Raw genomic sequence first — 22,733 nt, forward strand, 5'->3', positions numbered from 1 at the left:
GCTTCCGCGGACGACCGCCGTTACGATCACCCGCGTGACCTGGCGGCGCACCGGTTCCGAGGCGCGCCGCCCGTTTCGGATCGCATCGGATCAAAGGGCGTGAGAAGTGAATAGCCGGTTGAGTATCGCGGCCGTGTCGGCCGTCTCCCTGGTGGCGTTCCTGGGTGGTACGACGGTGGCGACGGCCCAGGAGTCCGACCCGGCGCCGAAGTCCTGTGACGGTGTCCGGCTGACCGGCGAGCTTCCCGTTCCGGCGCCCGGCCAGGCCGTCTCGGGACAGATCACCATAGGCGCCGACTGCAAGCCGGAACCGGTCTCCGTCCAGCACGGCCCGGCATCGGAGCGCTCGGCCCGCACCGCCACCGCCGCCGCTGCCGGGCATCAGCTGCGTGGCTGGAACGAGATGTACGACTGCTGCAACATCCGGATGACGGGTCTGTACACCGCCTCCTCGTGGGACACGGCGAACGGCCGCGTCACCACGGCCGGCACCACGGCCACCCAGGAGTGGAACCGTGAGCCGTGGGACGCCGGTTGGTCGCTCACCTCGCAGACCGCGAAGGACGACTGTGTCACCGACTGCGCCGAGGTCAACTCCGAGGCGCACGCCGACTTCGCGTACCAGGGTGTCTTCGATCCGACCGGCGACTGGTACAACAACACCCACCACTCCTACGTCCAGTTGAAGGCCGACGGGACGGCGAGCTGCCGCTTCGATGTGGAGCTGCGGCACACCTTCGTGGGGTGGAACTGGCGGTACGGGTGCGAGTGACCGCACTGGCGGCGCGGTAGCACACGATGTGGCCGCCGCCTCACGCGAGGCGGGTGACCGGGTCCCGGGCGAACGCCGCCCGGGACCCGGTCAGGCGTAGTGCCGCGTCACGACGGCCCGGCACACCGGAGCAGTATCCGGGCCAGCTCGCGCGGCTGGGAGAACATCGGCCAGTGGCCGGTGTCCATCTCGACCAGCCGCCAGTGCTCGCTCTTCAGCAGCTCGGCCACGTCGTCCGTCGGCTCGGCGCCGTCGAGCAGACACTTGATGTACGTGGCCGGCAGCCCGCCGAGCGGGCGCGCCAGGGCGGCCGGCTCGGACAGCGTGGCGCCCGGATGCGGCGTGGCGCCCACGATCCGCGCGATCTGCTCCTCGGTGAGCCCCTGGCCGTGGTAATCGGCCTCGGTCAGGGGCGCCCAGAAGCCGCCGTTCGCGGCCATCGACGCCTCCACCATGGCCTGCCCGCCGGGCCAGGCCGACAGGAACGACTCACCGTCCGCCGGAACGTTGGAGTCCACGAACACCACATGGGCCAGCCGGTCGCCGATGCGCTCGGCGGCCTGACCGACCGGGATGCCCGCATAGCTGTGCCCCACCAGGACCACATCGCGCAGATCGAGGCGCTCGATCTCGCCGACGATGTCCTGGACATGGGTCTGCTGCCCGGCCTGCACACCCTGCTTCTCGGCGAGTCCGGACAGCGTGAGGGCATGGCCGCCGTGTCCGGCAGCACGCAGCTCCGGAACCACCCCGTCCCATGCCCACGACCCCAGCCACGCACCCGCCACCAGTACGAATTCCGTCATGGCGGCAAGGTAGCGCGGGGGTCCGACAATGGACCGCCGGATCACTCTCCTCCCGGCGGTGTGCCCGGCCTCAGCCACCGGGACAGGCAGGCGCACAGGACGAGCCGGCCGCGAAGAGCCATCCGCCGATGACATCGCTGAACCAGTGCACACCGAGGTGGACGCGGGTCAGGCCCACTGCCGCGCCCCGGCATCCGATCAGGGCGGCCACCGTTCGTCTGGCACGCGGAGCGCGCACCAGTGCCGCGCCGATGAGCAGGCCCGCGGCGATCGCGGAGGGGGTGGCGTGGTCGCAGGGGAAGGACCTGCCGGACGCGTGCGTCGCCCAGTCGCCCGTCGCGGGGCAGGTCGACCCCCGCCCCGCCACTGACCGGAACCAGCGATTTCGAGCGGTTTCATCCGGCCTGAGTGGGAAACCCGCTCGTGTCGGGCCGCCCCGTCAGGTCGCCCGACAAGGTACGGAGCGCATATGAAGTTGTCGTTTCTCGACCCGCTCTACGCGCGGCCCGGCCCATGGGCCGCCGTCTACCTGGACACCTCCCGCGACATCGAGGATCCGGAGAAGGCGATCGAGCTGCGCTGGCGGCACCTGCGCGACGCGCTGTCCGGCCAGGGCGTGGACAACGCCACCCTCTCCGCCCTACACACCGCCGTGGGCAGCGACCGGGAGGTGTCCGGACGGCACGGACAGGCCCTGTTCGCCGCCCATGGACGGCTCGGACTGGCCGAGGGGCTCCCCGAGCCGCCGGCGGCCGATTCGGCCCGCTTCACCTCGATCCCCGATGTGCTGCCCCTGGTGCTGCAACACGCCCCGGACATCCCCTATGTGGCCGTGGCGCTCTCCCGGGCCTTCGCGGAGACCGACCTGGAAGAGGATGTGGTGGTGCACTACCAAGCCGGGCGGTGGCCCATGAGCCGGGTGGCACCGGAGCCCCGCTACAACCACATCGGCGCGGCCCGGGACTGGCCGGCGAACGCATTCGCGGTCGCCCACGAGCTGGAGAATCTGCGCCGCTGGACCGATGCCGAGACGATCGTGTTGCGGTGCGCGGCGGAGGACGTGTGGTTGCGCGGCGTGCTGGTCAACCATTTGCCCGAGTCCACCCAACAGCGCGTCGTCACCGTGCCCGACAGCGGACGACCGGTGGCCGGACCCGGCCGGGCCCTGTTGGAGGCGGAGCTGAACGACACGCTGCGTGCCACGGTGAACGAACGGGACCGGACCTTGACGCACCGCTACATGGCGCAGCGCGCCCGGCACCCGGACACCTCCGAAGGGCTGTCCGCCGCCATCACCGCCCTACAGCGTGGCCAGGCCCACTGCCTGCTGCTCACCCGCCCTGTGAACCTTCCGGAGTCGCTGTGGGCGGGGCCCGAGCCCACCCACGTCACGCTGACGGAGCCGGACCTCCACACCTTCGGCGTGCACACCGGACGGCAGGAGCCCGCCGGGGCCGTGGTGGTACGGGCCCTGGTGAGCACCGGCGCCGAGCTGATCACGGTCCCGCGTGAGGAGCTGTCGCTGGAGGACGGGGTCGGGGTGCTGCTGCGCTACCACGACCCGTATACGTGAGGTCCGCCGCGCCCGCATCACGGCTCAGACGCGTAAGACCCGCGTACGTAAAGCCGGTGCGCCCAAAGCCTCCGAGGATCTCGGGCTCAAAGGACCTCGAGGGGCACGGGCCCCGTGGGCGGGGGGAAGGCGCGGTCCAGCGCGTCCAGGTCCTCCGGGGTGAGCTCGAGATCCAGCGCGACGTGGTTCTCCTCGACATGGTCGACCCGCCCGGCCTTGGGGATCGCCGCCACCCCCTGCCTGAGCACCCACGCCAGCGCCACCTGCGCGGGCGTCGCGCCGTGGGCCCGTGCGACCTCCCGCAGCGCACCGGAGCGCGGCAGGCGTCCCTGCTCGATGGGCGAATAGGCCATCAGGGGGATGTCGCGCCGGTGGCACCAGGGCATGAGGTCGTACTCGACACCGCGCCTGGTGAGGTTGTAGAGCACCTGGTCGACGGCGACACCGTCGCCACCGGGGGTGGAGACGAGGTCTGTCATATCGGAGACGTCGAAGTTGCTCACACCCCAGTGGCGGATCTTGCCGCTGTCGGTCAGTTCGGCGAAGGCTTCGAGGGTCTCCTCCAGCGGGACCCGCCCCCGCCAGTGCAGCAGGTACAGATCCAGCCGGTCCGTGCCAAGCCGCCGCAGGCTGTCCTCACAGGCCGCGATGGTGCCACTGCGGTCGGCGTGGCCGGGGAGTACCTTGCTGACCAGGAATACCTCGTCGCGGCGGCCGGCGATCGCCTCTCCGACGAGTTCCTCGGAGGCGCCGCTGCCGTACATCTCGGCCGTGTCCACGACGGTCATGCCGAGGTCGAGTCCACGCCGCAGCGCCGCGATCTCATCGGCGCGGCGCCGAGGGTGGTCACCGATGTGCCAGGTGCCCTGGCCGAGCAGCGGGATCCGCTCCCCCGAGGGCAGCGGGACGGTGTCCGGTGCGCTGGTCATCTTGTCCGCCTCCCTGGTTCTCCGGCTGCCTCCCACGGTAGGCGAAGCCATGCGCCATGCGACGTCCGCGCCGTGTGGCCCCGGGGGCGGTCGCGGTCCTCTCCGCGCCGAGGGGCGGGCCGAATGTGTCGACCCGCCCCTGAATGCCTCCCTGACGAGAGCCGGGAAATTCCGGCGCCGAGAACTTACGCGGTTTCGGGGCGGCGCGCGGTGGCGATGAGATAACCCAGCTCGGGCATTTCCATGTTCTCGCCCTCCGCGGGCTTCAACTTATTGAAGACCTCCGGGTCGACCTTGGACGCCAGCTTCTCCATGTTCTGGGCCATGGCCTCACCGAGCCGCCTGACCGACTGCTTGGTGGTGCTTTCGCTGACGTCGAGCAGCTCCGTACAGCGCAGCCCGGCCTCGCGCAGCATCGCCGGGTATGCCTCGAAAGAAGCGGGCGGCTGGGTGATGTACCGCTGGAGAATGTTCTCGATGACCGGCCGCCGCTCCTCGGATATCTCTTCGCGCTCGTAGTTGTCAGTGAGCGCCAGCCGGCCGCCCGGGCGCAGAACGCGGGCGGCCTCCGCGAGCGCCGCCGCCCGGTCGGGCATCTGCATCACGGATTCCAGCATCCAGATGGCGTCGAAGGAGCCGTCGTCGAAGGCCAGGTCCATCGCGTCGCCGTACTGGAAGGTGACCTTGCCGCTCACCCCGGCGGCCTCGGCCAGCTCATTGGCCTTCTCGACCTGCTTACGGCTGACGCTGATGCCCACCACCTCGGCACCCGTCTTCTGCGCGAGCCTGATCGCGGGCCCGCCGAAGCCGCAGCCGATGTCCAGGACCCGGGAGCCGGCGCCGATGCGCAGCCGCGCGATCATCATGTCGGTGAGCCGGTCGGCGGCATCCTCCAGGGTGGTGCTGTCCTCCTGGCTGTTCCAGTAGCCGACATGGATGTTCGGGCCGTACAGCGAGGCGTCGAACATGCCCACCAGCTGGTCGTAGAACTCTCCGACCCGCTCACCGACCGCGCTGACATTGGACGTCATGATGTTTCCTCCCGCAGTAATGGAAAGGTCTTCGGCGACATCAGAAATCCGCGAGCGCCTTCCCCGTTTTTCTTCCGCGCTTCGAATGAGCGCGAGCCTATCAGGATGTCAGGCAATGCGAATCACACGTTCTCCGCAAGCCAGTTGAGGACCGCTTCGGCGGCCACGCCGGCGAAATCCTCCATCATGGTGAAGTGGTCGCCGGGAACGTCGATACGGGTGAGCGTGGCACCCCATGCCGATTCCTCGTCGTTCCCCTCCCCGGATCCCGGAAAGGATTCCTCCGCTTTCACCGTGAGAATCGGCGCGTCGATCGGCGTCGGCCCCCAGTCGGAGAAGAGGCGCAGATAGCCGCCCATCGCGGTCAGCCTGCCCTCGTCCACCACGCCGAACATCTTTTCCCGGTCGAACATCTTGCCGGACAGATTCGTTTGGATCCACGGCAACGCCTCGCTGCGCGGCAGATAGGTGTCCAGCAGGACGACCGCCGAGGGCGCGCTGCCACGCGCCTCCAGCCGCCCGGCGACCGCCTGGGCGATCCAGCCGCCGGACGAGCGTCCTACGAGCACGAACGGCTTCTCTCCGACACAGCGCAGCACCGCCTCCGCCTGCATCTCCACGACGGCGTCGACGCTCGCCGGAAGCAGCTCCCCCTTGCCGAAACCGGGCTCTGGCAGCACGGAGACGTCGCGGCGGCCCCGGAACCCGGCCGCGAAGCGGGCGTACTCACGCGGTCCGGAGATGGCGACCAGCGACGGGAAGCACACCAGCCCCGGCGCCGTACTGCCCTTGGAGAGCCGCACCAGCTTGGGCGGGGTGGTCAGCTCCGCCGCCGTACGGAACGAAGGGCGCAGCCGGGCCGCTGCCATGAGCAACTGGGTGCCCGCCACGTACTGTTCATCGGCGCATGCCTGCCGGTACAGCTCCTCGATCGTCGAGCCGGTCGGGGCCTTGACCGCACCGGGGGGTGTGGCCATGGTCGTGGTCTGGTGCGGCGCTCCGGCGGCGGGCGCTTCGCCCTGGGGCGCGGAGTCGGGGGCGCCGGGGACCAGTTGGGCGCGCAGGTGGGCGGCGAGCGCCGCGGGTGTGGTGTGGTCGAAGAGCAGCGTGGCGGGCAGATTGAGACCGGTGGCGAGGTTGAGCCGGTTGCGGATCTCCACGGCGGTGAGCGAGGTGATGCCCAGCTCGAGGAAGGCGTGGTCGTCCTCCACCAGGTCCGGTGAGTCATGGCCGAGCACGGTGGCGGCATGGGTGCGCACCAGCTCGGTCAGGAGCTGGGTCTGCTCCCTGACCGAGAGCCCGTTCAGGCGCTGCCCGATCGGCTCCACTCCACCGGCGCCGGTGGCGGAGCCGGAGGCGCCGTTATGGGCGGTACGCCGGGCCGGGACCCGGACCAGCCCGCGCAGCAGATGCGGGACGCCGAAGGAGGCGGCCTGCACTCGTAGCGCGGCGATGTCGAGGCGCATGGGTACTAGGAGCGGGCGCGGATCGGTGGTGCTTTCCGGGTGCACGTCAGTGACGCTTTCCGGCCGGCCGCCGCCGCTCGCATCGGCGCCCTCGCCCGGACCGGGGTCCCCGGACCGGGCAGCCCGGGCATGCGCTTGCGCCGTCGCCGCATCGAAGAGCTCCAGGCCCTCCTCGGACGACAGTGCGGTCACTCCCGCCCGGTTCAGCCGTTCGACGTCGCTGTCGTCCATGTGCCCCGTCATGGCGCTGCGTTCGGCCCACAGCCCCCAGGCCAGGGAGACCGCCGGAAGCCCCCCGGCCCTGCGCCGCTGCGCCAGCGCGTCCAGGAACGCGTTGGCCGCGGCGTAGTTGGCCTGGCCACTGCCACCGAACACGCCCGCCGCCGAGGAAAACAGCACGAACGCGGACAGCGGCAGGTCCTCCGTCAGCTCATGGAGGTTGATGGCGGCATCTGCCTTGGGCCGCAGCACCGTGTCGACGCGCTCCGGAGTCAGCGCCCCGATCACCCCGTCGTCAAGCACACCGGCCGCGTGCACCACCCCGGTCAGCGGATGCTCGGCCGGTACGGAGGCCAGCAGCCGCGCCAGCGCGGCGCGGTCGGCCGTGTCGCAGGCGGCCAGGGACACCGAAGCCCCCGACGCGGTCAGCTCGTCCACCAGCTCGGCGGCGCCCGTGGCCTCGCGGCCCCGGCGGCTGGTCAGCAGCAGATGGCGTACGCCGTGCTCGGCCACCAGGTGACGCGCCACCAGGGAGCCCAGCACGCCCGTGGCGCCGGTGATGAGGACCGTTCCCTCCGGGTCCCACAGCGGAGTGGCCACGGGCTCGCCGTCCCGCTCCCCGGCCGACGTGGACGCGGCCGCGCGGGCCGCAGGGACCCGGGCGAGCCGTGGCACCAGCACCGCACCGCCGCGCACCGCCATCTGCGGCTCGTCGCCCGACAGAGCCTGCGGCAGGGCGGCGAACGACGCCTCCTGGTCGTCCAGGTCGAGCAGCAGGAACCGGTCAGGATTCTCCGACTGCGCCGACCTCACCAGCCCCCACACCGCCGCGCAGGCCGGATCGGCGACCGGCTCCCCGGGCCGGACGCCGACCGCCCCACGGGTGACCAGCACCAGCCGGGACCGTCCGAACCGCTCATCGGCCAGCCACGACTGCACCAGCGCGAGGGCCCGGTGCGCCACGGCGCGGACCGCCTCGGCGGACGGTGCGAGTGCCACCGTGTCCGTTTCGTCGCGCGAGGCGGACGTGTGGTCGCGCGAGGCGGACGTGTGGGAAAGGGCCGAGGAGAGGGAAGGCTGGGAGGACAGGCAGGCGAACACCAGATCCGGCGCCGTTCGCCCCGCCTCGACAGCCTCTCCCAGAGCGGACGGATCCGCGTACGTCTCGGCCAGGGCACCGGCCGTGCCCGCCGACTTCAGCGCCGCCGACAGCCCCGTGTCGCCCTCGGCGAGCACGGCCCAGCGGCCGGGAGCGACGGACGACGGGGACACCACCGTGGGCGCCGTCCACTCCAGGTGGAAAAGCGACTCGTGGAAGGCGCCATGCGCCGCGCCGAGCTGGTCCCGGGCCACCGCGCGGGTGACGAGCGAATCCACCGAGGCCACCGGGCGTCCCGACTCGTCGAGCGCGGTCAGCGACACCGCGTCCACCCCGGCCGGGGCCAGCCGCACCCGCAGCGCGGACGCGCCCGTGGCATGCAGCGCCACTCCGCTCCAGGCGAAGGGAAGCCGGACCCGCCCGGTGCCGGACCCGCCATCCTGGCGGGTCTTGCCATCGGGTTCGGGGAGGCGGACGAAGCCTCCGAACGCCATCGCGTGCAACGCGGCGTCCAGCAGGGCCGGATGGAGGCCAAAGCGCTCGGCGTCCTGCCGTGCCTCCTCCGCCAGGCCGACCTCCGCGAAGACCTCCTCGCCCTTGCGCCAGACGGCGCGCAGCCCCTGGAACGATGGCCCGTAGCCGAGTCCGGTCCGTGCGAACCTTTCGTAGAGCCCGGCGACATCCACGGCCTCCGCACCAGTCGGTGGCCATGCCTCCGTCTCAGTGGCGCGATCGGCCGAGCTGCTGCCGCCGCCGGGCACACCGCCGCCGAGCACACCGGTCGCGTGCTGCGTCCAGGGGCCGTCCTCCGTCTGCGCGTACACACCGACCGAGCGCCGCCCCGCCTCGTCGGGGCCGCCGACGGCGACCTGCAGCCGGACCGTGCCCTGCTCGGGCAGCACAAGCGGTGCTCCCAGGGTCAGTTCGTCCACCCGGTCGCAGCCGACCGCGTCACCGGCCCGCAGCAGCAGCTCCACGAAGGCCGTCCCGGGCAGCAGCGTGACATCCGCCACCGCGTGGTCGGCGAGCCAGGGATGGGTACGGAGCGACAGCCGGCCGGTGAGCAGGAAACCGTCGGAGTCGGGCAGCGGCACGGCGGCACCCAGCAACGGATGCCCGGCCGAGTCCAGCCCCGCCGATGCCACATCACCGGCCTCGACCGTCTCGGACTCCAGCCAGAAGTGCGTGCGCTGGAAGGCATACGTCGGCAGATCGGCTCGCTCCGCGCCCGTTCCGGCGAACATCCTCGCCCAGTCGACGGGCGCGCCGCCGACATACGCCTCGGCGAGGGAGGTGGCGAACCGGTCGGGACCGCCATCGTCGCGGCGCAGGGAACCGACGGCGGTGACGCGGGTGCCGTGATCCTCGGCCGTCTGCTCCACTCCCATCGTCAGGACGGGGTGGGCGCTGGCCTCGATGAACACCTGGAAGCCGTCGGCCAGGAGGGTGTGGACGGTCTCATCGAAGCGGACCGTCTGACGCAGATTCCGGTACCAGTACCCGGCGTCCAGTCCGGTCGTATCGAGCACGCCTGCCGTGACCGTGGAGTAGAACGGCACCGACGACGCCCGGGGAGCGATATCCGCCAGCTCCCGCAACAACGTCTCCTCGATCTCCTCCACATGGGCGCAGTGCGAGGCGTAGTCCACGGGGATGCGACGGGCCCGGATCTCCTCTCCCTCGCACACCGCCAGCAGCTCGTCCAACGCGTCCGCGTCACCCGAGACAACAACCGCCGAGGGCCCGTTCACCGCTGCCACAGACAGCCGCTCACCCCACCGGACCAGCCGCTCTCGTACCGCCTTCACGGGCAGTGACACCGACACCATGCCACCACCGCCGGACAACGCCCGCAGTGCTTGGCTTCGCAACGCCACCACGCGCGCGGCGTCCTTCAGCGACAACGCACCCGCCACACACGCCGCCGCGATCTCACCCTGCGAATGACCGATGACAGCAGCAGGCCCCACATCGTACGAACGCCACAGCTCCGCAAGCGACACCATCACGGCGAACAAGGCAGGCTGCACCACATCCACCCGCTCCAACGCCTCCGCAGCACCCTCCCCACCCCGCAACACATCCCCGAGCGACCAGTCAACGAACGGCGCCAACGCCGCCGCACACTCACCCACCCGCTCCGCGAACACCGGCGAAGACTCCAGCAACCCCGCCGCCATCCCCACCCACTGCGACCCCTGACCAGGAAAGACAAAGGCCACCCGGGCGTCGGAGCCGACCACGGCCCCCCGCACCACGCCCGTCGCCTCGCGGCCCTCGGTCAGCGCGGTCAGGCCACTGACGAGCGCGGCACGGTCACCACCCAGCACCACCGCCCGCCGCTCGAACGCCGCACGCGTGGTGACCAGCGACAGACCGATGTCCGTCATCGCCGGGCCGGTATCCCCGGCCACCGCCGACTGCAGTCGCGCGGCCTGCCCCCGCACACCGGCATCGGACTTCGCCGACAGCACCCATGGCACGACGGTGGGAGGCAGTTGCGCGTCCTCCTCGGAGGTTTCCTCGTCGGCCTCGGTCGGCGGCTCCTGTTCGAGAATGATGTGAGCGTTGGTGCCGCTGAGGCCGAAGGACGAGACGCCCGCCCGGCGTGGACGGTCGGTCTCGGGCCAGGGCCTGGCCTCGGTGAGCAGCTCGACGGCTCCCGCCGTCCAGTCGATGTGCGGCGACGGTTCGTCGACGCCCAGCGTCTGCGGCAACAGACCATGCCGCATGGCAAGCACCATCTTCATAATGCCCGCGACACCGGCCGCGGCCTGGGTGTGCCCGATGTTGGACTTGATCGAGCCGAGCCACAGGGGCTGGTCGTCGGTGTGTTCACGGCCGTACGTGGCCAGCAGCGCCTGCGCCTCGATCGGGTCGCCCAGCGTGGTACCCGTACCGTGCGCCTCGACCACGTCCACCTCGGCCGCCGACAGGCGCGCGTTGGCCAGCGCCGCCCGGATCACCCGCTGTTGCGAGGGGCCGTTGGGCGCGGTGAGCCCGTTGCTCGCACCGTCCTGGTTGACGGCGGAGCCGCGTACCACCGCGAGGATCTGGTGTCCGTTGCGCCGCGCGTCCGACAGCCGCTCCAGCAGCAGCATGCCCACACCCTCGCCCCAGCCCGTACCGTCCGCGGCCGCCGCGAACGCCTTGCACCGGCCGTCCGGCGCCAGACCCCGCTGACGGCTGAACTCCACGAAGGTGGCGGGGGTGGACATCACGGCCACCCCGCCCGCCAGCGCCAGCGAGCATTCGCCCTGCCGCAGCGCCTGCGCGGCAAGGTGCAGCGCCACCAGCGACGACGAGCAGGCGGTGTCGATGGTCACGGCCGGGCCCTCGAGACCGAAGGTGTAGGCGATCCGGCCCGATGCGATGCTTCCGGACCCACCCGTGGCGAGGTAGCCCTCGGCGCCCTCGGGCACGCTGCGGAGCTGGGACCCGTAGTCGTGGTACATCAGGCCCGCGAAGACACCGGTCGCGCTGCCCCGAAGGGTCGTCGGGTCGATTCCGGCCCGCTCGAACGCCTCCCAGGACGTCTCCAGCAGCAACCGCTGCTGCGGGTCCATGGCCAGGGCCTCACGCGGCGAGATGCCGAAGAACGCCGGGTCGAACTCGCCGGCGGTGTGCAGGAAGCCGCCCTCCCGGGCATAGCTCTTGCCATCCGCCTCCGGGTCGGGGTCGTACAGCCCCGCCACATCCCAGCCACGATTGGCGGGAAAGCCGGAAATGGCCTCCTCGCCCGCCGCAAGCAGCCGCCACAGCTCCTCCGGTGACCGGGCGCCACCAGGGAAACGGCAGGCCATGCCAACGATCGCCACCAGGTCGTCGCCCGCCACCTGCTCGTGGCCAGTGTCCGGCTTGCCGGTGGGCAGAGCGGGTTGGGCGGGACGTACGCCGTCGCCCCCGCCGGTCAGCTCCTGGTGGAGATGGTGGGCCAGGGCGATCGGGGTCGGGTAGTCGAACACCAGCGTGGCCGTGAGGCGCAGTCCGGTGGCCGTACCGAGGCGGTTGCGCAGCTCCACCGCCGTCAGCGAATCGAAACCGAAGTCCTTGAAGGCGCGGCCCGGCTCCACCGCGGCCGCCCCACCGTGCCCGAGCACCGTGGCCACGCACCGCCGCACCAGGTCCAGCACCAGGCGTTCGCCGTCCTCCGACGACGCCACGGCGGCGAGCCGCTCCCGCAGGTCACCTGCGGCACCGGTGCCCTCCGCCGCCCGGCGCGCCGGATGCCGCACCAACCCCCGCATGATGTGCGGCACTTCACCGTCGGCGCCACGTGCCTTGGCCGGGTCCAGCCGCATCGGGACGACCACGGGCAGCTCCCCGGCACATCCCGCGTCGAACAGGGCCAGGCCCTCCTCGGGCGACAGCCCGTCCACTCCGGACCGGCCCATGCGCCGCAGATCCGCCTCGGCCAGCCCACCGGCCATTCCGCCGCGCTCGTCCCACAGTCCCCACGCGAGCGACAGGCCGGGCAGCCCCGAGGCCCGGCGGCGCCGTATCAGCGCGTCGAGGAAGGCGTTGGCGGCCGCGTAGTTACCCTGCCCGGCCGTGCCGAAGGTCCCGGCGGCCGAGGAGAACACGACGAACGCCGACAGGTCCATCGCCTCGGTCAGCTTGTGCAGGGTGATGGCCGCGTCCATCTTCGGGCGCAGCACCGCGTCCACGCGCTCGGGCGTCAGGGATGCGATGACGCCGTCATCGAGCACCCCGGCCGTGTGGATGACTCCGCGCAGCGGATGTGTTTCGGAGACGCCCTTCACCACGGCGGTCAGCGCGTCCCGGTCGGCCACGTCGCAGGCGGCCCAGCTGACCGAGGCGCCCGCCGCCACCAGCTCCGCTTCCAGCGCGTGGGCGCCGGGGGCGTCCGCGCCCCGACGGCTCACCAGCAGCAGATGGCGTACGCCGCGCTCGGCCACGAGGTGGCGGGCGACCAGCCCGCCCAGTGTGCCGGTGGCACCGGTCACCAGGACCGTGCCTTCCGCGTCCCACACCGCCGAGGGCATCGCGGCCTGGGCGGCCGGGGTGGCCCCGGTTTTTCCGGTGGTTCCGGCTGTTCCGGTGGTTCCGGCTGTTCCGGTGGTGCCGGTGGTGCCGGTGGTGCCGGTGGTGCCGGTGGTGCCGGTGGTGCCGGTGGTGCCGGTGGTGCCGGTGGTGCCGGTGGTGCCCGAGGATGCGGCGGTCCGCACCCGGCCCAGGCGAGGTGCCAGCAGCCGCCCGCCGCGCACCGCCACCTGGGGTTCGCCGCTCGCCACCGCGGCGGACAGCACGGTGAGGGTCTCAGGGGTCAGTGACCGACGCCCGGGCTCCCGCGGTCCCTGCTCCGCACCGTCCAGGTCGACCAGGACGAACCGGTCGGGGTGCTCGGTCTGCGCGGTCCGTACCAGGCCCCATACGGCGGCCGCCGCGAGATCCACCGCGGCCTTATTGCTCTGGTTGTCCTCGTCGTCCTCGACGGTCACCGCACCCTGCGTGGCGATCACCAGTCGCGATTCGGCGAACCGCTCCTCGGTCAGCCACCCTCGCACCAGTTCCAGCGCCCGAAGCATCACGTCCCGTATCTCGTCGCCCTCGGCCGACTCTTCGCCCTCGGCGGCGGACACGGACGGGACCACGCATGCCACCGCCGGAGGCACGGCCCCTGCAATGCCGATCGCCTCACCGAATGCCGTCAGATCGTGCCAGCCGACGCCGTCAAGCGGCGCCACTTCGGCCACGGCGCTGTGCACCTGCGCCTCGGCGCCCGGCAGAACGCTCCAGTTCAGCCGGAAGAGGGACTGGTGCACCGCACCGCGCGCCGCGTTGACCTGCTCCGGGGAGACGGGGCGCGTCGCCAGCGACTCCACCGTCGCGACCGGCGCACCGGTCCCGTCCCTCACCTCCATCGACAGCGCCATGCCATCGGCTCCCGTCGGGCTGAGGCGTACGCGCAGCGTGGCAGCGCCCGCCGCGTGCACCGACACTCCGCTCCATGAGAACGGCAACCGGATCTCCCCCAGGTGGCCGGCGGCGTCCGACGCGCCGGTGGCCTCCAACGCGCCAGCGCCCTCCGACGTGCCGGTGGCCGCGGCACCCACGGCGTGCAGGGCGGCATCCAGCAAGGCCGGGTGCAGGCCGAAACGGCGCGGGTCCTGCTCCGCCTCGTCGGGCAGCGCGACCTCGGCGAACACCTCGGTCCCGCGCCGCCACACGCCACGCAGTCCCTGGAACACCGGCCCGTACCGCAGTCCCGTTTCGGCAACCCGCTCGTAATGCCCCTCCAGCGACACGGGTTCGGCGTCCCGCGGCGGCCATACGGAGGCGGGGAGAGCGGCGCGCGCGGAGGTGGACGGCTCGGGCGCGACACTGCCCGTCGCGTGTCGAAGCCACGGCCCTTCCCCGCCGTCCTCGCGTGAGTGCACGGTCAGCTCCCGGCGCCCCGAGTCATCGGCGTCCGAGACCGTCACCCGCACCTGTACGCCACCGTGTTCGGGGAGGACCAGGGGTGCCTCGAGCGTCAGCTCCTCCAGCCGGGCGCATCCAACGCGGTCGCCCGCGTGCAGCGCCAGCTCGACGAACGCCGTCCCCGGCAGCATCACCGCCCCCAGCACCTCATGGTCGGCCAGCCAGGCATGCGTCCGCGCGGACAGCAGGCCGGTGAACAGACACCCGTCGGAGTCGGGCAGCGTCACCGCGGCACCGAGCAGCGGATGCTCCGCCGGCTCCAGCCCCGCCGAGGCCGCATCCGCCCTGGACGCGGCCGACTCCAGCCAGTACCGCTCCCGCTGGAAGGCATACGTCGGCAGCTCGACGGGCCGGGGGCGCGCCGGGGCGAGCAGGGCAGCCCAGTCCACGGAGCGCCCCCGGACGTGGATCTGCGCCAGCGCTTCGTACAGCGAGGTGGCCTCGTCACGACCGGTACGCAGGGCCGGGGCGAAGACGGCGTCGGGAGCGCACTCCTGACCCATCCCGGACAACACTCCGTCCGGTCCCAGCTCCAGATGGGTCGTGGCGCCCTGGTCCACGAGGCTCTTCACCCCATCGGCGAAGCGCACGGTCTCGCGGACGTGCCGTACCCAGTACTCCGCCGAGCACAACGCCTCGGCATCCGCGACCGCGCCCGTCACATTCGACACGACGGGAATACGTGGAGACGCATACGACAACCCCTCCGCCACCTGCCGGAACTCGGCCAGCATCGGCTCCATCAACGGCGAGTGGAACGCATGCGAAACACGCAGCCGCTTCGTCTTGACGCCCTGAACCTCAAGGTGCCCGGCGACCTCCATCACCGCCTCCCCGACACCGGAAATCACGGTCGAACGAGGACCGTTGACCGCCGCCACACCCACCTCAGCCTCACGACCCGCCAGCAACGGCAACACATCCGCCTCAGCGGCCTGCACCGACACCATCACCCCACCCGACGGCAACCCCTGCATCAACCGCCCACGAGCCCCCACCAACACACACGCATCCGCGAGCGACAACACACCCGCCACATGCGCAGCAACCAACTCACCAATCGAATGCCCCGCCACAAAATCCGGCCGCACACCCCACGACTCCACCAACCGGAACAACCCCACCTCCACCGCAAACAACCCACATTGCGCAAACACCGTCTCATCCAACCCCGACAAATCCCCACGGATCACCTCCCGCAGCGAACGCTCCAACACCCCGTCGAAGTGCCCACACACCTCGTCGAAGACGTCCGCGAACACCGGGAACGCCTCATACAACTCCCGCCCCATCCCGACCCGCTGACTACCCTGACCCGAGAACAACACCGTCAACTTGCCGGGCACATCGGATCCCTGAACAACGCCCGGCGCTGGGTCGCCGATCGACAGTGCCTCCAAGCCATCGACAAGGCCGACCCGGTCAGCGGCCAGCACCACGGCACGATGCTCGAACGCGCTTCGCGTCGTCGCCAACGACAGCGCCACATCCACGATCGGCAGCTCGGACCGTTCTCTTGTGAACGACGCCAGCCGACTCGCCTGAGCCCGCAGCGCGCGTTCGGACCGTCCCGAGACCACCCACGACACCACGGAAGGCGTCAACGGCCGTCGTTCGTCGGGGGATTCGGTGTCGGGCAACACCACGGGCGACTGTTCGAGGATGACGTGTGCGTTGGTGCCGCTGATACCGAAGGACGACACACCCGCACGCCGCGGACGGCCCGTCTCCGGCCACACCACCGCATCCGTCAACAACTCCACCGCACCCGCCGACCACTCCACATGCGGCGACGGCTCATCGACATGCAGCGTTTTCGGCAGTACGCCGTGCCGCATCGCCAGCACCATCTTCATCACACCAGCCACACCAGCAGCCGCCTGCGTATGACCGATGTTCGACTTCACCGCACCCAACCACAGCGGCCGACCCTCCGCCGCACGCTCCTGGCCATACGTCGCCAACAACGCCTGCGCCTCGATCGGATCACCCAGCCTCGTACCCGTACCGTGCCCCTCCACGGCATCGACTTGCCCGGCCGTGAGCCCGGCATTGCCCAGCGCCTGACGGATCACCCGCTGCTGCGACGGACCATTCGGCGCCGACAGCCCATTACTCGCGCCATCCTGATTGACGGCCGAACCACGCACCACCGCCAGCACCCGATGGCCATTGCGCCGCGCATCCGACAGCCGCTCCAGCAACAGCACCCCGACGCCCTCGGAAAACCCGGTACCATCCGCCGCTCCCGCGAAGGCCCTGCACCGCCCGTCGGCCGACAGCCCACGCTGCCAGCTGAACTCCACGAACAGACCCGGCGTGGACATCACCGTCACACCGCCGGCGAGCGCGAGCGAGCACTCACCCCGCCGCAGCGCCTGCGTCGCCAGGTGCAGCGCCACCAGCGACGATGAACACGCGGTGTCCACCGTCACGGCCGGGCCCTCGAAACCGAAGGTGTAGGAGATCCGTCCCGAGACGATGCTGCCCGCGCTGGGGGCGCCGGGGCCGCCGCCCGGGCCCTGCAGCAGTCCGTAATCGTGGTGCATGACACCGGCGAAGACGCCGGTCTGGCTGCCGCGCAGGGTCGCCGGGTCGATACCGGCCCGCTCCAGCGCCTCCCACGACGTCTCCAGCAGCAACCGCTGCTGCGGATCCATCGCCAACGCCTCACGCGGCGAGATCCCGAAGAACGCCGGGTCGAAGTCACCCGCGTCGTAGAGGAAGCCGCCCTCCCGCGCGTAGCTCTTCCCCGCAGCATCCGGGTCCGGGTCGTACAGCCCCTCCACATCCCAGCCACGGTCTTCCGGGAAGGCGGAGATGGCGTCCGTGCCGCGCTCCAAAAGCTGCCACAGCTGCTCCGGCGTACGCACACCACCGGGGAAGCGGCAGCTCATCGCCACGATCGCGATGGGCTCGTCGTGGGTCGCGAGCGTGCCCGTACCGGCGGAGCCGGACGGCGAGACCGACACGGTGGCGCCCTGGTACGCCTCGGCCAGCTCGGAGCGCAGATGGCGGGCGATCACCACGGGCGTGGGGTAGTCGAAGACGAGGGTGGCGGGCAGGCGCAGTCCGGTGGCCGTGTTCAGCCGGTTCCGTAGCTCGACGGCCGTCAGCGAGTCGAACCCGAGCTCCTTGAACGCACGCCCCACCTCGATGGAGTCCGCCCCCGCGTGTCCGAGCACCTCGGCGACATGGGTGCACACCAGGTTCAGCAGGACTTCTTCCTGCTCGTCCGCCGACAGGGGCGCCAGCCGCCGCCACAGGTCCGACTCGCCCGCACCGTCGCTCGACGGCCGCACGGTACGACGGGTGGAAACGGACAGCAGGTCGCGGAGCAGGGCCGGTGCCGCACCGGACGCCGCCTGGGCACGGAGCGCCGGAAGGTCCAGGCGCACGGGCAGCAGGACGGGCTGTGTCATGGTCCCGGAGGCGTCGAGCAGCGCAAGGCCCTCTTCCGACGTCAGCGGGGCGATGCCGCCGCGCCGCATGCGCCGTACGTCCTCGTCGTCCAGGTGGCCCGTCATGCCACTGCGCTCGGCCCAAAACCCCCAGGCCAGCGCGACGGCGGGCAGGCCGAGTGCGCGCCGGTGGGCCGCCAGGGCGTCGACGTAGGCATTCGCCGCGGCGTAGTTGCCCTGTCCGGCGCCGCCGAACGTGCCGGCCGCGGAGGAGAACACCACGAATGCCGACAGATCCAGGTCCCGGGTCAGCTCATGGAGGTGGAAGGCGGCGTCGGCCTTGGGGCGGAGCACGGTGTCGACACGCTCGGGAGTCAGGGTCTCGATGACACCGTCGGCCAGCACACCGGCCGCATGCACCACACCACGCAACGGACGATCCACCGGAATACGCGCCAACACCCCCGCCAACGCCTCACGATCCGCGACATCGCAGGCAGCCACGGTCACCGACGCACCCAGCTCCGTCAGCTCCGCCTCCAACTCCGCCGCACCAGCCGCCTCCCGACCCCGCCGAGAAACCAGCACCAAATGCCGCACCCCCCGCTCGGCCACCAAATGCCGCGCCACCAAACCACCCAACGTCCCCAACGCACCCGTCACCAGCACCGACCCCTCGGGATCCCGCACAAACCCCGACCCAGTCCCCTCAACAACACCCGCAGAAGCAACCGCCCGCACCAGCCGAGGCACCAACACACCCCCCGACCGCACAGCCACCTGAGGCTCCCCACACCCCAGCACCGTCCCCAGCACACCAGCCGAAACCCGACCATCGTCCACATCCACCAGGACAAACCGATCCGGATGCTCAGCCTGCGCCGAACGCACCAAACCCCACACCGCGGCAGCCGCCACATCCGGCACATCCTCACCCGACACAGCAGCCACCGCACCCCGCGTCACCACCACCAACCGCGAGCCGGCAAACCCCTCCTCAGCCAACCACCCCTGCACCACACCCAAAGCACGATGGGCCATGTCCCGAACCTCGGCCGGGTCGCCGACGCGGGCTCCGGAATCGGCCGTGAAGGAGACCAGAACGGTGTCGGGGGTGACCGTTCCGTCGTTCATGGCCTGGATCAGATCCGTCAGTTCCGGATACGTCACCGGGTCCGCCGGTCCACCTTCGCCTACGTCGTCAAGGTGCGGCGCTCCGGTTCCGAGCACCGCCCATCGGCCCCTGGTCGCGGGTACGTCATGCTGGGCGGACGCCTCCCGCCATGTGGTGTGGAACAGCGTGTCATGCGTCACGTTCCGCGCGGCGTGGAGCTGCCCAGAGGAGACCGTACGGGTCACCAGCGACGCCACCGAGGCCACCGGCGCCCCGGAGGTGTCGGCGACGAGCAGCGAGACGGCATCCGGTCCGGCAGGGGCGAGCCTCACGCGCAGGGCGTCCGCGCCCGTTGCGTACAGGGACACACCGCTCCAGACGAAGGGAAGTCCCGGGCCCGGGCGGGAGGAATCCTCTTCCGAGCCGTCCCCTCCCAATGCCGCGGTGTGAAGGGCGGCGTCGAGGAGGGCCGGATGCAGACCGAACCGCCCCGCCTCCGCACGCTCCTCCTCCCCAAGCGCCACCTCCGCAAACACCTCATCACCACGACGCCACGCAGCCCGCACCCCCCGAAACACCGGCCCATACTCCAAACCCACCCCAGCCAACCGCTCATACACACCACCCACATCCACCGCCACCGCACCCACAGGCGGCCACACACCCAACCCCTCCACCACCCCACCCGAAAGACCAGCACTCAACACCCCCACCGCATGCCGCGTCCACGACTCCTCCCCCTCACCCTCCAACCGCGAAAACACACCCACCACACGCCGACCCACCCCATCCGGCACACCCACCGACAACTGCACCTGCACACCACCACACTCAGGCACCACCAACGGCGCCTCCAACGTCAACTCCTCCAACCACCCACAACCCACCCCATCCCCCGCCCGCAACACCAACTCCACCAACGCCGCCCCCGGCACCACCACCACACCCAACACCACATGATCAGCCAACCAACCATGCGAAACCAACGACAACCGACCCGTCAACAACACCCCATCCACACCCGCCAACCCCACCACCGCACCCAACAACGGATGATCAGCCGAACCCAGACCAAGGCCCGCCGCCGCACCCGCGCTGACAGCCGCACCCGCGGACTCCAGCCAGTACCGCTCCTTCTGGAAGGCATACGTGGGCAACTCGACCCGCCGAGCCCCCGTCCCCGCGAACATGCTCGCCCAGTCGACAGAAGCCCCGCCCACGTATGCCTCGGACACGGAGGTCAGGAAACGGTCCAGGCCACCCTCGTCACGGCGCAGCGAACCCACGGCGGTGACACGGGTGCCGTGATCCTCGGCCGTCTGCTCCACACCCATCATCAGCACAGGATGGGCGCTGGCCTCGACAAACACCTGGAAACCATCCGCCAACAGGAACCGGACCGTCTCATCGAAGCGCACCGACTGACGCAAATTCCGGTACCAGTACCCGGCATCCAGCCCCGCCGTATCAAGCACCCCACCAGTCACCGTCGAATAGAACGGCACCGACGACGACCGGGGAGCAATCCCGACGAGGGCGTGCCGAAGCTCGTCCTCGGTGGCCTCGACGTGAGCGCAGTGCGAGGCGTAGTCCACGGGGATGCGGCGCGCCCGGATCTCCTCGCCCTCGCACACCGCCAGCAGCTCGTCCAACGCGTCCGCGTCACCCGAGACAACAACCGCCGAAGGCCCGTTCACCGCCGCCACCGACAACCGCTCACCCCACGCCACCAGCCGCTCCCGAACCTCCCCCACCGGCAACGACACCGACACCATCCCGCCACGCCCCGACAACGCCCGCAACGCCTTGCTCCGCAACGCCACCACCCGCGCCGCATCCCCCAACGACAACGCACCCACCACACACGCCGCCGCAATCTCACCCTGCGAATGACCCACCACCGCCGCAGGCTCCACACCATACGAACGCCACAACTCCGCCAACGACACCATCACCGCCCACAACACCGGCTGCACCACATCCACCCGCTCCAACGCAACCGCATCGCCAAGCACATCCACCAACGACCAGTCCACAAACGGCGCCAACGCCGCCGCACACTCACCCACCCGCTCCGCGAACACCGGCGAAGACTCCAACAACCCCGCCGCCATCCCCACCCACTGCGACCCCTGACCCGGAAACACCAACACCGCACGCCCATCACCACCCACAGCCTCACCCCGCACCAACCCCGGAGCACGACTGCCATCAGCCAGCGCCCGCAGCCCCTCGTCCAGAGCCGCCCGGTCCGATCCCAGCACCACCGCACGATGCTCGAACGCACTACGCGTCGCCGCGAGGGAGAACCCGATATCGGTGGGGACCGTCTCCGGCCGCGTGTCCAGGTGGGCGAGCAACCGTTCGGCCTGGGCGCGCAGGGCGCTCTCGGACTTCGCCGAGACCAGCCACGGCACGGTGCCGGAAGGCAGTTGCCCTGTCTCCGCCGGCGCTTCGCCATCCGGCTCGGCCGAAGGCTCCTGCTCCAGGATGATGTGTGCGTTGGTGCCGCTGATGCCGAACGACGACACACCCGCCCGGCGGGGCTCGTCGCGCTCCGGCCACGGTGTGACGCCGGTGAGCAGCCTGACCGTGCCCGCCGACCAGTCCACGTGGGGCGACGGCTCGTCGATGTGCAGGGTTTGTGGCAGCAGTCCGTGCCGCATCGCCTGCACCATCTTGATGACGCCGGCCACGCCCGCCGCCGCCTGCGTATGGCCGATGTTGGACTTGACGGAGCCGAGCCACAGCGGTCGGTCCTCGGGCCGGTCCTGCCCATATGTCGACAGCAGGGCCTGTGCCTCGATCGGGTCGCCCAACGTGGTGCCCGTGCCATGTGCCTCGACGGCGTCCACCTGCTTGGCGGAGAGCCTGGCGTCGGCCAGGGCCTGGCGGATCACCCGCTGCTGGGACGGACCGTTCGGCGCCGTGAGGCCGTTGCTCGCACCGTCCTGGTTGATGGCGGAGCCGCGTACCACCGCGAGCACTGGGTGGCCGTTGCGCCGCGCGTCCGAGAGCCGTTCCAGCAGGAGCATGCCCACGCCCTCGCCCCAGCCCGTACCATCGGCGGCCGCCGCGAACGGCTTGCACCGGCCGTCCGGCGCAAGGCCCCGCTGACGGCTGAACTCCACGAAGGTTCCGGGGGTGGACATCACCGTGACGCCACCCGCGAGGGCGAGTGTGCACTCCTGGCGCCGAAGGGCCTGACCGGCCCAGTGCAGCGCCACCAGGGACGAGGAGCACGCCGTGTCGACCGTCACCGCCGGGCCTTCGAGACCCAGGGTATAGGCCACCCGGCCGGAGGCGATGCTGCCCGCGGTGCCATTGCCCAGATAGCCCTCCACGCCTGCGGGCAGCGATGTCAGACCGGTGCCGTAGTCGTGGTACATGACACCGGTGAAGACACCGGTCTTGCTGCCCCGCACCGACTCCGGATCGATACCGGCCCGCTCGAACGCCTCCCAAGCCGTCTCCAGCAGCAGCCGTTGCTGGGGGTCCGTCGCGAGCGCCTCGCGCGGCGACATCCCGAAGAACGCCGGGTCGAAGTCACCGGCGCCGTCCAGGAATCCGCCCTCGCGCGCATAGCTCTTGCCGACCGAGCCCGGGTCGGGGTCGTACAGCCCCTCCACATCCCAGCCGCGGTCCTGGGGGAAGCCCGAGATGGCGTCCTCGCCGGCGGCCACCGACCGCCACAGCTCCTCGGGCGAGCGCAGCCCGCCCGGGTAGCGGCAGCTCATCGCCACGATCGCGATCGGCTCGTGGTCCGCGGCCTCCGCGTCCTGAAGGCGCTGGCGCGTCTGGTGGAGTTCGGCAATGACTCGCTTGAGGTAATCCCGGAGTTTGTCTTCGTTGCTCATCGCGCATTCCCAATCACAAGGC

The 22,733-nt window shown here is 71.0% G+C and carries 7 protein-coding genes; 2 read left to right on the forward strand and 5 right to left on the reverse strand.

Going from position 1 to position 22,733, the window contains the following annotated elements:
* Positions 1 to 133: 133 nt before the first annotated feature.
* Positions 134 to 772 (forward strand): hypothetical protein, encoded by a 639-nt coding sequence (locus CGL27_RS04465; protein ID WP_240450350.1) that lies wholly within the window; start codon positions 134 to 136, stop codon positions 770 to 772.
* A 107-nt stretch (positions 773 to 879) separates the two neighbouring features.
* Here the strand turns inward: CGL27_RS04465 and CGL27_RS04470 are convergent, their stop codons facing one another.
* Together CGL27_RS04470 and CGL27_RS04475 are read right to left on the reverse strand one after the other, a co-directional pair.
* Complete coding sequence (locus tag CGL27_RS04470) at positions 880 to 1,578, reverse strand: alpha/beta hydrolase (RefSeq protein WP_119994243.1); 699 nt, start codon at positions 1,576 to 1,578, stop codon at positions 880 to 882.
* A 70-nt stretch (positions 1,579 to 1,648) separates the two neighbouring features.
* Positions 1,649 to 1,945 (reverse strand): phosphatase PAP2 family protein, encoded by a 297-nt coding sequence (locus CGL27_RS04475; protein ID WP_119984701.1) that lies wholly within the window; start codon positions 1,943 to 1,945, stop codon positions 1,649 to 1,651.
* Between the two features lie 102 nt (positions 1,946 to 2,047).
* Here CGL27_RS04475 and CGL27_RS04480 point away from each other — a divergent pair, with 102 nt between their 5' ends.
* A complete protein-coding gene (locus CGL27_RS04480; protein ID WP_078638581.1) occupies positions 2,048 to 3,151 on the forward strand; it encodes a hypothetical protein in 1,104 nt (367 codons plus the stop codon).
* Positions 3,152 to 3,237: 86 nt separating this feature from the next.
* Here CGL27_RS04480 and CGL27_RS04485 read toward each other — a convergent pair whose 3' ends face one another.
* The 3 genes from CGL27_RS04485 to CGL27_RS04495 form a co-directional block, all read right to left on the reverse strand.
* Positions 3,238 to 4,080 (reverse strand): aldo/keto reductase, encoded by an 843-nt coding sequence (locus CGL27_RS04485; RefSeq protein ID WP_119984703.1) that lies wholly within the window; start codon positions 4,078 to 4,080, stop codon positions 3,238 to 3,240.
* Between the two features lie 185 nt (positions 4,081 to 4,265).
* Positions 4,266 to 5,111 (reverse strand): methyltransferase domain-containing protein, encoded by an 846-nt coding sequence (locus CGL27_RS04490; RefSeq protein ID WP_119984705.1) that lies wholly within the window; start codon positions 5,109 to 5,111, stop codon positions 4,266 to 4,268.
* A 122-nt stretch (positions 5,112 to 5,233) separates the two neighbouring features.
* Positions 5,234 to 22,711, reverse strand: coding sequence for a type I polyketide synthase (locus CGL27_RS04495; RefSeq protein WP_119984708.1), 17,478 nt, complete (start codon positions 22,709 to 22,711; stop codon positions 5,234 to 5,236).
* Positions 22,712 to 22,733 lie beyond the last annotated feature (22 nt).

This window comes from Streptomyces sp. 11-1-2, assembly GCF_003595545.1.
Lineage (GTDB): Bacteria > Actinomycetota > Actinomycetes > Streptomycetales > Streptomycetaceae > Streptomyces > Streptomyces hygroscopicus_B.

Coding starts and splice junctions, on each gene's coding strand:
- CGL27_RS04495 (WP_119984708.1), bottom strand. CDS start 22,711: ATGAGCAACGAAGACAAACTCCGGGATTACCTCAAGCGAGTCATTGCC.
- CGL27_RS04470 (WP_119994243.1), bottom strand. CDS start 1,578: ATGACGGAATTCGTACTGGTGGCGGGTGCGTGGCTGGGGTCGTGGGCA.
- CGL27_RS04480 (WP_078638581.1), top strand. CDS start 2,048: ATGAAGTTGTCGTTTCTCGACCCGCTCTACGCGCGGCCCGGCCCATGG.
- CGL27_RS04490 (WP_119984705.1), bottom strand. CDS start 5,111: ATGACGTCCAATGTCAGCGCGGTCGGTGAGCGGGTCGGAGAGTTCTAC.
- CGL27_RS04485 (WP_119984703.1), bottom strand. CDS start 4,080: ATGACCAGCGCACCGGACACCGTCCCGCTGCCCTCGGGGGAGCGGATC.